Origin of the sequence: Clostridium boliviensis, assembly GCF_033342255.1 — a bacterium.
In the GTDB taxonomy this organism is placed as follows: Bacteria; Bacillota; Clostridia; order Lachnospirales; family Lachnospiraceae; genus Lacrimispora; species Lacrimispora boliviensis.
This window is the reverse complement of record NZ_JAWONS010000216.1, coordinates 1-12869: the sequence shown is the minus strand read 5'-3', so window position 1 is coordinate 12869 and position 12869 is coordinate 1. Positions and strand designations below refer to the sequence as shown.

Below are 12869 nucleotides of genomic sequence, written 5' to 3'. Positions count from 1 at the left end.
AAGAAACAGGGATGATCCTGTAATAAGCTTCTATAATTTCCCCTGTATTTTGATAAGCTTTCACCAGTTGTAAAAACACTCCATTGAAGTAAACTATTACTATAAATAAGAAAAGGGAGGATACGAGTTTGAGACGGAAACAGTTTACAGCCCTGCTTGTCATTGGCACCATGATTTTAGGAACTCTTTCAGGCTGCTCTAAGGGGACGGCAGCGAATGGGAATTCATCAAAAGAGGATGGAGGAATAAAGGAATTTACAGCTTTTTTTGCGGTTCCGGGAGACGAAATCAATGATGACAATGAGATTGCGCAACACATTGCGGAGATTACAGGAGCCAGAGTGAAGGAAACCTGGCTGACCGGACAGACAGCTGAAGAAGCAGTGGGTACCTTAATTGCAGGAGGGGAATATCCCGATTTTATCTGCGGCAGCGACGGAACCAGCCAGCTTTATGATGCAGGGGCTTTGGTCCCGCTTGATGATTATATTGATGATTATCCTAATATCAAGAATTTCTTTACCGATCTGGAATGGGATCAGCTTCGCCAGGACGATGGACATATCTACTGGATTCCTCAGTTTAGCAATAGCTATGGGAAGGAAATGGCGACTACTCACAACGATGAAGCCTTCTGGATTCAGACCCGTGTATTAAAATGGGCAGGATATCCGAAGATCACCACCATGGACGAATATTTTGACTTAATCGAGCGTTATCAGGAAGCCAATCCCACCATGGAGGATGGAACCAAGAACATTCCATACACTATTTTGTGTGATGACTGGAGATATTTCTGCCTTGAGAATGCTCCGTTGTTCCTGGACGGATATGCCAATGATGGAAGCTGTATTGTAGATCCTGAGACGAAGAAAGTAATCGATTACAATACCACACCTACGGCAAAACGCTATTTCCAGAAGCTGAATGAAGAATTTAAAAAGGGAATCGTTGATCCGGAATCCTTTACTCAGATCTATGATGAATATATTGCAAAGCTTTCCACAGGCCGTGTACTTGGAATGATTGACCAGTGGTGGGATTTTTATGGGCACGTTAATGATGCAATAAAGCAGCAGGGGCTGGAAGAACAGGGCTGTAATTACGTACCCCTTCCGATTACTATTGACAAGGGAGTAAAAAACAGATGGCATACCTCCGGAGATACGTTAAATGTAGGTTCCGGTCTGTCCATAACCGTAAGCTGTAAAGATGTCAGAGGAGCCTTAAAATTCGTAGATGATCTGTTAAGTGAAGAAGTCATCACTCTCAGAAGCTGGGGAGAAAAGGATGTGGATTATCTGGTGGATCAGGATGGTTTATTCTACCGGACACCGGAGATTCGTATGAAAGTCACCAATACTGCATACAAGGCATCTCATTTATGCCCTTATTCCTATTTCCCGATCTGGACCGGGATGAGCCAGGATGGAATCAATGCAGCAAAACCGGAGCTGCAGCCCAATGAGTTCTTAGATAGTCTTCCAAAGAATGTACAGGAATGCCTTGAGTCCTATGGCTGCAAAACCTATGTAGATATGGTAGGACAAAATGAAATTCCTGGACCATGGTATCCTATTTATACGTTTGTTGGAACTATGACTACGGCAACACCCGGCGGAACCGCATGGATTAAGATGAGAGAATTAAAACATGAGTATTTACCGAAGGTTGTCATGGCGCCTGATTTTGAAGCTGGCTGGGATGAATATTTATCTGCTTATGAGACCTGCAATCCACAGGCGTTTCTTGATGAAGTACAGCCGGAAGTGGACAGGAGAATTAAAATTGCAGAAGAAGCAGCAGCAAAATAAATAATAGAAAACAGGCGGTGCAATAATAATTACCTGCGCCAGCCTGTTTTTTAGCAAAGGAGTGATACCATGGCATCCGTTGGAAAGGTTAAAAAAGGAAGTATCAATTGGAAAGAAATAAAGAAGCAGAGAGTGCTCTTGCTTTTGTCTGCAGGCTATGTGATTTATGGATTTATATTCTGTTATCTGCCCCTTGCAGGCTGGCTCATGGCATTTGAAAACTATAAGCCCAAGGAAGGTTTTTTCCACTCACAATTTATAGGGCTTGGAAAATTCCGGCAGCTGTTTCTTGATGATGGGTTTATCCATGTCATCAGAAATACGCTGGCTATGGGCGTCATTAATTTAGTTGCTACCATGGTCTCCGCAATTGTATTTGCGATTCTCTTAAACGAAGTGAAGTCACAGGGTGGTAAAAAGGTAGTTCAGACAATTTCATATCTTCCACATTTCTTATCCTGGATTATTGTTACCGGCATATTGCACGATGCTTTGTCTGGGACGGGGATAGTCAATGATCTTCTGGTTCGTTTTCATCTGTTAAAGGAACCTCTGAATTTTTTTGCATATCCTAAGTATTTCTGGTGGATTGTTGGCTTTGCCAATGTCTGGAAAGAAACGGGCTGGAATGCCATTATCTACCTGGCATCTATCACGGCCATAGACACATCTCTCTATGAAGCGGCGGCCATAGACGGAGCAGGAAGGTGGGCAAGAATCAAATACATAACGCTGCCAGGCATTAAGCCGACGATTATTATACTTCTTTTGATGAATGCAGGAAATGTTTTAAATGCTGGTTTCGAAGTCCAGTATTTGTTAGGAAACGGACTGGTGCAGAGTGTATCCCAGACTATTGATATATACGTTTTGAAATGGGGTATCAGTCAGGGAGATTATTCCCTGGGTACTGCAGCAGGTATATTTAAAAGCGTGGTAAGTATTGCCATTATATTTATTGCAAATGAGATGGCAAAGCGGGCCGGCGAAGAACGCTTATTCTAAGGGGGACAGTTATGATTAAACATAGAATGTTACAGAAAAGGAAAAGTTCACTGGGTAATAAGATATTTGTTCTCCTTAATACCATATTCATGGTTCTATTTGTTATCATTACCCTTTATCCGGTTTGGAACACGATGGTCCTGGCCTTTAATGACGGGACTGATGCTCTGAGGGGAGGGCTGTATTTATGGCCCAGAAAATGGACTCTTCAGAATTATATTACAGTACTTCATAAAAAGAATCTGCTGGTAGGAGCTTATGTAAGTGTTGCAAGGACGGTGATCGGTACCATTACCGCACTGGCTGCCAATGCCCTTCTGGCTTATATTGTAAGCCGGAAACGGTTTCTTTTTAAGAGTCAGCTCTCCTTTTTCTGGGTTATTACCATGTACGTAAACGGTGGAATGATTCCTGTCTTTCTTTTATATAAGGGCCTGGGCCTTACCAACAGCTTTTGGGTTTATATAGTTCCTGGAATGGTAGGAGCCTTTAATATGCTGGTGATCCGGACATATATGGTAGGGATTCCTGATAGTCTGGAGGAGTCGGCTCAGTTAGACGGAGCTGGAGACCTGGTTATATTTACAAAAATTATCTCACCTTTATGTAAACCGGTATATGCTACGATTGCATTATTCTGTGCAGTGGGACATTGGAATTCCTGGTTTGATGCCATGCTTTACAATCGGATGAATTCAAACCTGACCACACTGCAGTATGAACTGATGAAGCTATTGTCATCTGTAAGTAATCAAAGTAATTCTGTGGAATCCATGAAAAATGCGGTGGCAGCCGTAACGCCCACTTCGGTACGCTCTGCTGCCACCATACTCACCATGCTGCCTATTGTCTGCCTTTATCCGTTCTTACAGAGGTATTTTGTTACCGGACTTACGATTGGAGGCGTGAAGGGGTAGGATTCTCCCCACGCAGGTAATCATATCCCCGGTCAGATCTTCGATTAATTTTCTTAAGCTGGAACCATACCACTGCCCATGGTTCCAGCTTAATGTTTAACGAAATGCCGGAGGCATCGGCAAAATGGGTCTCTGTATGAATTGCAGGCTGTGCGCCGTCTTTAAGTATCTGTATTTCTTCTCTTGAGAGCCAGGCTGGTTCTCCCAAATCATGCCATATCTTTCTGGGATTTCCGTGAAACTCATCGACTGTTTTTGTCAGAACACAGTATTCCCCATCCTCTTTTACAGGAAGCGTAATATTAAGCAGGATTCTTTTTTTCTGATCAAGGCACAAATTCCAGGCTGTGCCGCAATAGCTTCCGTCCTCATTTTCCACAACAACCAGTTCGTCGGAGCGGTGGACACATCTGCCCTGAAGCGTTTTAAAGAAGGCAAAAGTCCAGAATGTTGGCTTTGGGATAGTTCCGTTTGCAACCAATCCAAAGCCGCCATGAAACGGAGTGAAGGGTACACCTTTTTCCTCAAATATATCCCCGAAAGTCCAGTAAGAATAAGATTCGCATAGATCACCCATCTGTGACAGAAGCCATGCTACATAAGCAGCGTTGACTGTAGTATCGTGAATCGGACTGTCAGGACTGTAGGAGGTGTTGAATTCTGTAATATGCATGGGAAGGCCCTGAAATAAATCAAAGCTGTCTATGATATCCCGGGATATTTTCAGTTCGCCCAAAGCCGCCGACGGATTCCTTAAAGCACCGTAGCTGTAATGACCGCATTGTTCCGGCTTATCAAACATGTAATGGTGTCGTGTAATAAATTCAGGTTTCAGATTCTGCTCCTGGCAGAATTCCAGGAAAGATTTCAGCCAGTTGACATCATCCACTCCGCAGATTGCAGGACCGCCTACCAAAAAGCGGCTGTCCACCATTTTCACTGCATCAAAAGTTTTCTGAAACAGACGGAAATATTCTTCTTTGTCGGCATTTTTCCAGAAACCAGGTAAGTTTGGCTCGTTCCACACCTCTACCGGCCAGGTTACCACTTCTTCCTTCCCATAGCGTTCCATAAGGTGAGAAAGAACAGCCTGTACCAGATCTGACCATGCCTGGTAGTTTTTTGGAGGCGTCACATTACCTTTCCAGTAAAATACAGTCTGCTCCCCCGAAGCCATCTTCTGTGGCATGAATCCCAGTTCTAAAAACGGCTTGATTCTCAGACTCTGGTAAGCATCCATGACCATATCCAAATAGGTAAAATTATATTCTGTTCTGACATTGCCGGCTTCATCCGTATACTCCTGATAAACTGCCATATCATCACAAAAGATTCCGTGCCCCCGTATGTAGCTGAAACCAATCTGGTCCTGTACCAGCTTTAGCTGTTCCTGATATTGCTGCTGCAGGGATAACCCCATTCGCCCGGTCCCAATGCAAAAATCTGCGTGATTGCGGAATGCGAACTCTGTTCCAGAATTGATCCTGTAACTAATTTGCTTTTCCATATAAATCCCCTTCCCCATAATCCGGTTTTATTTTCGGCTGTGCCGCAACTGTTACTGTTATGTATTATATCATTTATTTAATTGGAACAAAATGGAAATAATTATAAAAAGCCTATTCATGTTCTGAAGACAGACGTTAGAATAAGCTTTTATTGACATTATTGCTCTTTTTCTGGAGGCGGAGGGGGAGCCACGAAATTTTCGGGAATGCCGGGATCCTTCATGTCATAGACCCGGCTGTATTCCTTGGTTTCCTGGTTCTTAACTGTTTCAGAACGGTTCATAGACAGGAATTTAGTCAGTTCATAGCAATCCACCCAGATCTCATTGTTTCCTTCTTTCTGGGACTCATCAAAGATCAGCTGAAGTCCGAAATGGAGATGGGGCTGGTTGATGTTGTTGGTATTTTCTGTTCTGCTGTAGCCGGTACGGCCCAGATATCCGATAACATCTCCAGATTTTACAATGCTGCCCTGCTTTAATGATTTATGATAGGGATAATTTTTTCTCAAATGAGCGTAATAGTAATAGCGTTTTCCGTCGAAGCTGCGGATACCCAGTCTCCAGCCGCCGTACTGGTTCCAGCCTATGGCCTCTACGTAACCGCTTTCCACTGCAATTACAGGAGTACCGACCTGCCCCATCATATCATGGCCCAGATGCTGGCGCTTGAACCCATAGGATCTTGCGGTTCCGAAATCGTCAAAATCATTGTAGGGAAATCCTTTGGCAATGGGGCAATAGCCTTTTAAACCGTATTTGGTTACCCAGACCTTATCCGGATTAACGGAACCGTCCGCCAGCAGATCCGGAGTGGCGTAAAGGGGAGCATTTTCAGATGGAATCTGGATCTCATATTGCCCGACCAGACCGTCAAGCACCGCTCCGTAGGCTTCCCTGTAATAGGTATAATACTTTAGTTTGCCCGTCAGTTCCTCCATAGTTTTTCCTGAAAGAAGCTGTTCGGCCAGTGCATCTAAATCTTTGCTGGAATATCTGGAGAAGTCTCCTCCATATCTGGCTCCCAGATAGGAAAGTAAATCCACCCAGTTAAGATGAATATCAGACTGGCAGGTGTTGATATCATAACGGAAAGCTTCCTGCATTGCTTTCGCAGTTACGTTAAAATCCACCCATTTAATAAACTTTTTAGCTTCCGAGGAGCTGGCCTTTCCGTCCTGATTTACCACTGGAAATGAGAATCTGCCTCCAGGTGACATAAAAAACAGGGAAACTAAAAGAAACGTAAGAATGATTGCTTCTATGTAAATAATGAGATGATGCCGTGTGACTGGGAAAGATGTAAAACTCTTTTTGAATGGGTTCATAAGAATTCTCCTTGCCGTTCCATGAAAGATGCATGTGAAAAGGGAAAGCAGCTTTTTTTGGCTTTCCCATATATGATATGCGTCAGGAGCTGAGTTTATGACGGAAAAGATCAGTTAAGAATCAATATGAAGTAGAAACGTACAATATAATGTACATAGTGTTGACAAACAGGGTCACAGCCCATTATTAAAAAATCGGGACGGTGTAAAAACCGTTCCGATTTATATTTTAATAACAATTGTAGCATCCCATTTTACAGATACTTGTCACAACCGCCCTGGCCTTATCGTGTTCTTTGCAAAAGGGTTTAAAAATGCATACCATAGTGATCGCATTTTGGGGAGGTCTGGTCATAATCGTGGAGTTGCAGATAAATCGGAAGTTGACGCCCCTGGCTTCCTGTGTTGCCACCAGATAGGGCTTGTAGGTAGTGCCTCGTAATTCCCTGGTGGCCTCATAGAAAACAGCCAGGTCTCTGCAGTCAACGTCACGGTAGGGGGTAAAGCCGCCCGGGTAAAACATATGAGAAACTCCTTTGCTTATTCTATTGTTATATCATATGCAGCACCGGGGACGAGCGTGAGTTTATTTTATGCTTTTTGTCAGGAAAGCTGAATGATTTCCCTGTCATTGGGAACCAGAAGTTCACCGGAAAAGATTGGGCTGCCCTCACTGACATAAAGCATCTTCCTGTTTTCTAAATGTTTGTCCTCTGTGTGCCACAAAATTAAATGCTCTGCATCCAAATCTTTGGCAATCCGGCATGCATCGGTAACTGTACTGTGATGCTTTTCGTAAGGCTTAAATATTTCCCGGTCCCTGCAGAGACAGAAGGTTTCGTGGAGCAGCCAGCTGCTATTGGCAACAAAACTGGAATATTCGGGGTTATAGGGCTCATCGCCGCAAAAGGATAAGCGTTTTTTATTGCTTAACACTGTGGTGAATCCATATTGCTCTGCTTTGGTGGAATGGATATCGAAAAATGTGATGTCCAATCCAAGAATTGACCTGGTTTCTCCATCTGCAACCGGAATTAAGTGAATTCTTTTTCCAATCAGATCATAAAATTTCTTCTGCAAAGTCAGCCGGCAGAGTGTATCAATTACAGAAACCAGATTTTTATGGCAGTAAATATTTAAATCCCCTTCGTAATTCCCGGATTTAATTCTGGTGCCGGTTGACCGCACCATCCAGATAATGCCCAGTATATGGTCGGTATGTTCATGTGTTGCAAATATGTGGTGGATATGGGACAGATCCACATTCATGGTATCTAATACTGAAAGGATACCGTTTCCGCCCCCTGCATCTACCATGAAGTAATCTTCCTCTTTTTTGATGGCAAAGCAGGTATTGTAGCATCTGGTAGCGGCGGCATTTCCGGTTCCGAAAACATATAATTCTTCCATAGGTGTCTCCTTTTTGCTGCGTTTGTTTCCTCTTTCGTGTGTAAAGCCTGGCGGCTTGAAAGGACGTCAGGTGAAAGGGGTTTAAAATTGTCGTTTTTTATGATACTATAAAATTCATAGGGTTGCAATAGTGCCCAAAAAGGGAGATTGTATTTATGAAAGATTTGGCTTATTTAAAGCTTATGGCAAGGGAATATCCCACCATACGGGCTGCTTCCAGTGAGATTATTAACCTGACTGCAATTCAGGGACTTCCCAAGGGAACAGAGTATTTTTTCAGTGACCTGCATGGGGAACATGAGGCTTTTATTCACCTGTTAAAAAGTGCCTCCGGTGTGATTCGGGAAAAGATTTCGGAAACCTTCAGTCATATCCTGCCGGAAAAGGAGGAGGTAGAACTATCCAACTTAATTTACTATCCGGACCGTATTATGAATCAGCTGGAGCTTAGCGGAGAGGCAGATGACGATTGGCAGAGAGTGACGATTTACCGTCTGGTACAGATCTGCAAGGTGGTATCATCCAAATATACCAGATCCAAGGTCAGAAAAAAGATGCCTGCAGAATTTGCTTATATAATAGATGAACTTCTTCATGTGGATTATAATGATGACAACAAACGGGTATACTACAGCGAAATCATCAGATCCATTATTGATATCCGGATCGGAGATAAATTTATCATAGCACTTTGTGAGCTGATTCAGAATTTAACCATTGACTGCCTTCATATCATTGGAGATATTTTTGATCGTGGTCCAAGAGCTGATATGATTATGAATGAACTGCTGCAGTTCCACGATGTGGATATCCAGTGGGGGAACCATGATATATCCTGGATGGGAGCGGCAACCGGAAATCTGGCATGTATCTGTAATGTATTAAGAATCGCCATCAGCTACAACAGCTTTGATGTACTGGAAGATGGCTATGGGATTAATTTAAGACCACTTTCCATGTTTGCAGCCAAAGTATACCGCAAGGATCCCTGTGAGCGTTTTACGCCGCAGATTCTTGATAAAAATATCTACGATGCCGTGGATCCGGGGCTGGCTGCCAAGATGCATAAAGCTATTGCTGTCATTCAGTTTAAAGTGGAAGGACAGATTATTAAGCGGCATACAGAATATGAAATGGATGACAGGATTTTATTGGAATCCATTGACTATAAGCGGGGAACGGTTGTAGTGGAGGGAAAAGAATATCCTCTTCTTGATACTTCTTTCCCCACCGTTGATCCAGCTGATCCGCTGGCGCTGAATGAAGAGGAAGAGGAGCTTTTACGGGCGCTGCAGCTTTCCTTTCTGCATAATGAACTGCTTCACCGCCATGTCCGTTTTCTCTATTCTCATGGAAGTATGTACAAATGCTATAATTCCAATCTTCTCTATCACGGCTGCATTCCCATGCGGGAAGACGGTACCTTCGAAGAACTTTTCATGGAAGGCGCGGCCTATTCCGGGAAAGCGCTTATGGATTATGTTGATAACAAGATACAGAATGCCTATTTTCTTCCGGAACATACGGCTGAAAGCGCGGATGCCAGAGATTTTATGTGGTATTTGTGGTGCGGTGCCAAGTCTCCGGTATATGGAAAAGGGAAAATGACTACCTTTGAGCACTATTTTATAGAAGATCCGCAGACCCGCACGGAACCGATGAATCCATATTACCGTCTGAGTGTGAAGGAAGAATACTGCAAAAAGATATTGGAGGAATTCGGCCTTTCCGGGGAAAGTTCCCATATCATAAATGGTCATGTACCGGTAAAAATTAAAGAAGGGGAATCTCCGGTTAAAGCAGGAGGGAGACTGTTCCTGATCGATGGAGGACTTTCAAAAGCGTATCAGGCAAAGACGGGTATCGCAGGTTATACCCTGATCTATAATTCAAACCACCTTGCTTTGGCAGAGCATAAGCCTTTTGATCCGGAGAAGGAGAGCACACCAAAGGTGTCGGTAGTTGAGAATATGAAACGCCGTATGATGGTTGCAGACACGGATAAGGGTACAGAACTTGCCGAAAGTATCGAGGATTTAAAGGAGCTGGTTGCAGCGTACAGGGAGGGAGTCATAAAAGAACGGGTAGAGTAGTCGGGTACATTATGAAAAATTTAGAATTTTTTCAGATAAGATTTCTTTACTGAACCCCTGTCAAATGATAGAATAGTTGAAGGTTGTTTACTTAATTGAAGGAGGCTCAGATGAGCAGACAGGAATTTTTACAGCGTTTAAGGGATGCCCTGACAGGAGAAGTTCCCGGCAACGTAGTGGAAGAAAATATCAGATATTATGAAGAATACATCCGTGGAGAGGTCTTAAAAGGCTCTTCGGAGGAAACTGTGACTGCAGCGATCGGAGACCCCAGATTGATTGCCAAGACAATTATAGAGGCGAATGAGAACGGAAAGGAAAGCAGCAGCACCGGCTCTTTTTACCGCTCTTTTACCGGAGCCGATGAGAATATATATGAGGAGCCGGGACAGAAAAGACGTGGAATGCATTATATTGATCTGAGCAAGTGGTACTGGAAGCTTTTGGGTATTATTACAATTATCCTCTTTTTCTTTCTCACAGCCACAATTGTCACCGGTATTTTCAGCCTTCTTATGCCTCTGATGGGACCTTTGCTTTTAATCGGACTGATTTACTGGTTTATAAGAGGTTTAAGGCGATAATGTCACGAATATGTAACAAAATAATCTCCATATATTACAAAAATGTAACGGCGTTTATGACCATTGATGGTCATAAATGCCGTTTTTGCTTGACAAATGCTGAATGAAAGGATATAATTCGAAATGTAACAATTATGTAATATTTAAGTCAAATATTTGCGAGGACAGCAATCATACGCAGACAGGAGATTCGATATGAAATTCAGAATGTGGAAGGCCATGGTACTTTTAGGGTTTCTAACTTCCTTAAACTTTAACTATCAGACAGAGGCGAAAGCTGCGGAAATCACAGTGGAAACCAGTACAACACTCTATGCCAGATTGGACAAGCCTGAATCGGTCAGATTGACTGCTGAGGATAGTGGAGCAGTTGTAGCGGCTGCTTTCGAGGGGCAGACCTGTGAAGTGATGGAAACGGCTGATAACGGCTGGCTGAAGATAAAAGTGCCAGAGGGTGACGGATACATACGGAGTGATTCTGCCACACTGATTGAAAAGACCCAGGAAAAGGTGGACAAGTCTGCTCTTGAACGTAAAGAGGTTGCAGACTACGCCCTTCAGTTTGTCGGCGGACGTTATGTGTACGGCGGAGTGAACCCGAATACTGGTGTGGATTGTTCCGGTTTTACCAGATATGTTCTGAAGAAATCTGCTGATGTGGATCTGGTTCACAGCGCAAGGTCACAGGCAGGAGAAGGAAAATTAATAAGTTACGATCAGGCACGTCCCGGAGATCTGGTGTTTTATAGTAAGAACGGGTCCATCAATCATGTAGCATTGTATCTGGGAGAGGGAAAAGTCGTTCATGCATCCACCGAAAAAACAGGAATTATCGTAACAAACGTCATGTATCGCAAACCTGTGAAATTTGTCAGTGTTTTGAACTGATATAATTTTAAATTCGTGCATTTTTAAATAATACTTGACGAAAAGATAAAGTAAATGTATAATAACCGTAATGAAATTAATATTTACGTAACATTTGAAACTCAAAAAGTAAAAATAGGAGTAAATTTCCCGATGATAAACAAAGTATGGAAAACGTTAGGACTTATGGCTTTTTGTGGAACTATGATTGTTGCAGTTCCTTCAGATGTAAGAGCAGATGAGGTATCCGGCCCAGGATTAAGTTTTGGAAATTATATGGTAACCGTAAATTCAGATCAGGTTACAATCAGTAAAGATGAAGAAGGTACAGAACCATTAATGAACGCTTCTAAAGGAACCGCCTTTGAAGTTGTGGAAGACATGGGCGATGGTTTTTTAAAGGTTAAAGTGAATGATACATATGGCTATTTGCCGGTGGATGAAAGTGCCACTGTAACTGCAACCGACGAAGCGACATTAAAAGAACTGGAAGAAAAAGCTCAGGCGGAATCAACCGTTAATTTCAGACAAAGTATTGTTAACTATGCACTGCAGTTCGTAGGAGGACGTTATTCCTATGGTGGCAGTGATCCTCATACAGGAGTAGATTGCTCCGGATTTACAAGATATGTCATGCAGCATGCAGCAGGTGTTGCGATCAACCGTTCTTCAGGAGGACAGGCATCACAGGGAAGAGCAGTCAGTGCAGATCAGATGCGTCCCGGTGACCTGATTTTTTATGGAAGAGGAAGCTCTATCAATCATGTTGCGATGTATATCGGGAATGGACAAGTAGTACATTCTTCAACCTACAGTACAGGTATTAAGACTTCCCCGTGGAATTATCGGGCACCTGTAAAAATTGTCAATATACTTGGCGATTAATTAAATAGCGGATTACCGGATTTTGGAAAGGGATATAAGACCTTCGGCATGGGATTGCCGGAGGTCTTTTAGTTAAGGGTGTTATATACAATACATAGTTTTCTTGTCAAAGAGAAACAGCCGTAATAGGGGAGCTATTCGGCTGCTTCTGAGGGGAGTATAAATAATTAATAAGGATGAGGAATAATATTCCTCAATTAAATTATAATATAGGCTATGTAAAAATGCAAAGATTTTTAGTTGAAACCTGAAAAATTCAGAATTTTTTAAATAAAAATTTAAGTATAATCTGTCCGTATTTCGCCATACTACACCATGTAACAAAAAACACCCACAGGAGGTATGATTATGTCAAAGAATAATTATAATGACAGCTACAATGATATGAATAATTCTACAAGGAATTATAACACATCAAGCCAGAACAACAATCAGAATAACAGCCAGAACAACAATCAG

Annotated in this window: 11 protein-coding genes; 7 read left to right on the top strand and 4 right to left on the bottom strand. The window is 42.6% G+C overall.

The annotated features are described in order from the left end of the window. Positions 1 to 128 precede the first annotated feature (128 nt). The 3 genes from RZO55_RS12645 to RZO55_RS12635 all read left to right on the top strand — a co-directional run bounded on the left by RZO55_RS12645 (position 129) and on the right by RZO55_RS12635 (position 3736). Positions 129 to 1814: a type 2 periplasmic-binding domain-containing protein gene (locus tag RZO55_RS12645; RefSeq protein WP_318064645.1), complete on the top strand. Its 1686-nt coding sequence runs from the start codon at positions 129 to 131 to the stop codon at positions 1812 to 1814. A gap of 69 nt (positions 1815 to 1883) precedes the next feature. After that, positions 1884 to 2819: an ABC transporter permease gene (locus RZO55_RS12640; RefSeq protein WP_318064644.1), complete on the top strand. Its 936-nt coding sequence runs from the start codon at positions 1884 to 1886 to the stop codon at positions 2817 to 2819. Between the two features lie 11 nt (positions 2820 to 2830). Beyond that, positions 2831 to 3736 carry a carbohydrate ABC transporter permease gene (locus RZO55_RS12635; protein ID WP_318064643.1) on the top strand — a complete coding sequence of 302 codons (906 nt, stop codon included), beginning with the start codon at positions 2831 to 2833 and terminating at the stop codon, positions 3734 to 3736. Here RZO55_RS12635 and RZO55_RS12630 read toward each other — a convergent pair. The 4 genes from RZO55_RS12630 to RZO55_RS12615 form a co-directional block, all read right to left on the bottom strand. Next, positions 3711 to 5243 (bottom strand): GH39 family glycosyl hydrolase, encoded by a 1533-nt coding sequence (locus tag RZO55_RS12630; protein ID WP_318064642.1) that lies wholly within the window; start codon positions 5241 to 5243, stop codon positions 3711 to 3713. The two genes, RZO55_RS12635 and RZO55_RS12630, sit on opposite strands and share 26 nt — an antisense overlap. A 158-nt stretch (positions 5244 to 5401) precedes the next feature. Beyond that, positions 5402 to 6571: a M23 family metallopeptidase gene (locus RZO55_RS12625; protein ID WP_318064641.1), complete on the bottom strand. Its 1170-nt coding sequence runs from the start codon at positions 6569 to 6571 to the stop codon at positions 5402 to 5404. Between the two features lie 229 nt (positions 6572 to 6800). Continuing rightward, positions 6801 to 7094, bottom strand: a complete 294-nt coding sequence (locus tag RZO55_RS12620) for a hypothetical protein (protein WP_318064640.1) — start codon at positions 7092 to 7094, stop codon at positions 6801 to 6803. 80 nt (positions 7095 to 7174) lie between these two features. Then, entirely contained in the window at positions 7175 to 7981 is an 807-nt protein-coding gene (locus RZO55_RS12615) for an MBL fold metallo-hydrolase (RefSeq protein ID WP_318064639.1), read from the bottom strand. A gap of 155 nt (positions 7982 to 8136) precedes the next feature. Between RZO55_RS12615 and RZO55_RS12610 the strand changes: the two genes are divergently transcribed. The 4 genes from RZO55_RS12610 (at position 8137) to RZO55_RS12595 (ending at position 12410) form a co-directional block, all read left to right on the top strand. Then, positions 8137 to 10074, top strand: coding sequence for a fructose-1,6-bisphosphatase (locus RZO55_RS12610; RefSeq protein WP_318064638.1), 1938 nt, complete (start codon positions 8137 to 8139; stop codon positions 10072 to 10074). 110 nt (positions 10075 to 10184) lie between these two features. Further along, positions 10185 to 10658 (top strand): DUF1700 domain-containing protein, encoded by a 474-nt coding sequence (locus RZO55_RS12605; protein WP_318064637.1) that lies wholly within the window; start codon positions 10185 to 10187, stop codon positions 10656 to 10658. 195 nt (positions 10659 to 10853) lie between these two features. After that, positions 10854 to 11546, top strand: coding sequence for a C40 family peptidase (locus RZO55_RS12600; RefSeq protein WP_318064636.1), 693 nt, complete (start codon positions 10854 to 10856; stop codon positions 11544 to 11546). A gap of 132 nt (positions 11547 to 11678) precedes the next feature. Next, positions 11679 to 12410, top strand: coding sequence for a C40 family peptidase (locus tag RZO55_RS12595; protein ID WP_318064635.1), 732 nt, complete (start codon positions 11679 to 11681; stop codon positions 12408 to 12410). Positions 12411 to 12869 lie beyond the last annotated feature (459 nt).

Coding starts and splice junctions, on each gene's coding strand:
- RZO55_RS12625 (WP_318064641.1), bottom strand. CDS start 6,571: ATGAACCCATTCAAAAAGAGTTTTACATCTTTCCCAGTCACACGGCAT.
- RZO55_RS12615 (WP_318064639.1), bottom strand. CDS start 7,981: ATGGAAGAATTATATGTTTTCGGAACCGGAAATGCCGCCGCTACCAGA.
- RZO55_RS12630 (WP_318064642.1), bottom strand. CDS start 5,243: ATGGAAAAGCAAATTAGTTACAGGATCAATTCTGGAACAGAGTTCGCA.
- RZO55_RS12595 (WP_318064635.1), top strand. CDS start 11,679: ATGATAAACAAAGTATGGAAAACGTTAGGACTTATGGCTTTTTGTGGA.
- RZO55_RS12635 (WP_318064643.1), top strand. CDS start 2,831: ATGATTAAACATAGAATGTTACAGAAAAGGAAAAGTTCACTGGGTAAT.
- RZO55_RS12640 (WP_318064644.1), top strand. CDS start 1,884: ATGGCATCCGTTGGAAAGGTTAAAAAAGGAAGTATCAATTGGAAAGAA.
- RZO55_RS12620 (WP_318064640.1), bottom strand. CDS start 7,094: ATGTTTTACCCGGGCGGCTTTACCCCCTACCGTGACGTTGACTGCAGA.
- RZO55_RS12605 (WP_318064637.1), top strand. CDS start 10,185: ATGAGCAGACAGGAATTTTTACAGCGTTTAAGGGATGCCCTGACAGGA.
- RZO55_RS12610 (WP_318064638.1), top strand. CDS start 8,137: ATGAAAGATTTGGCTTATTTAAAGCTTATGGCAAGGGAATATCCCACC.
- RZO55_RS12600 (WP_318064636.1), top strand. CDS start 10,854: ATGAAATTCAGAATGTGGAAGGCCATGGTACTTTTAGGGTTTCTAACT.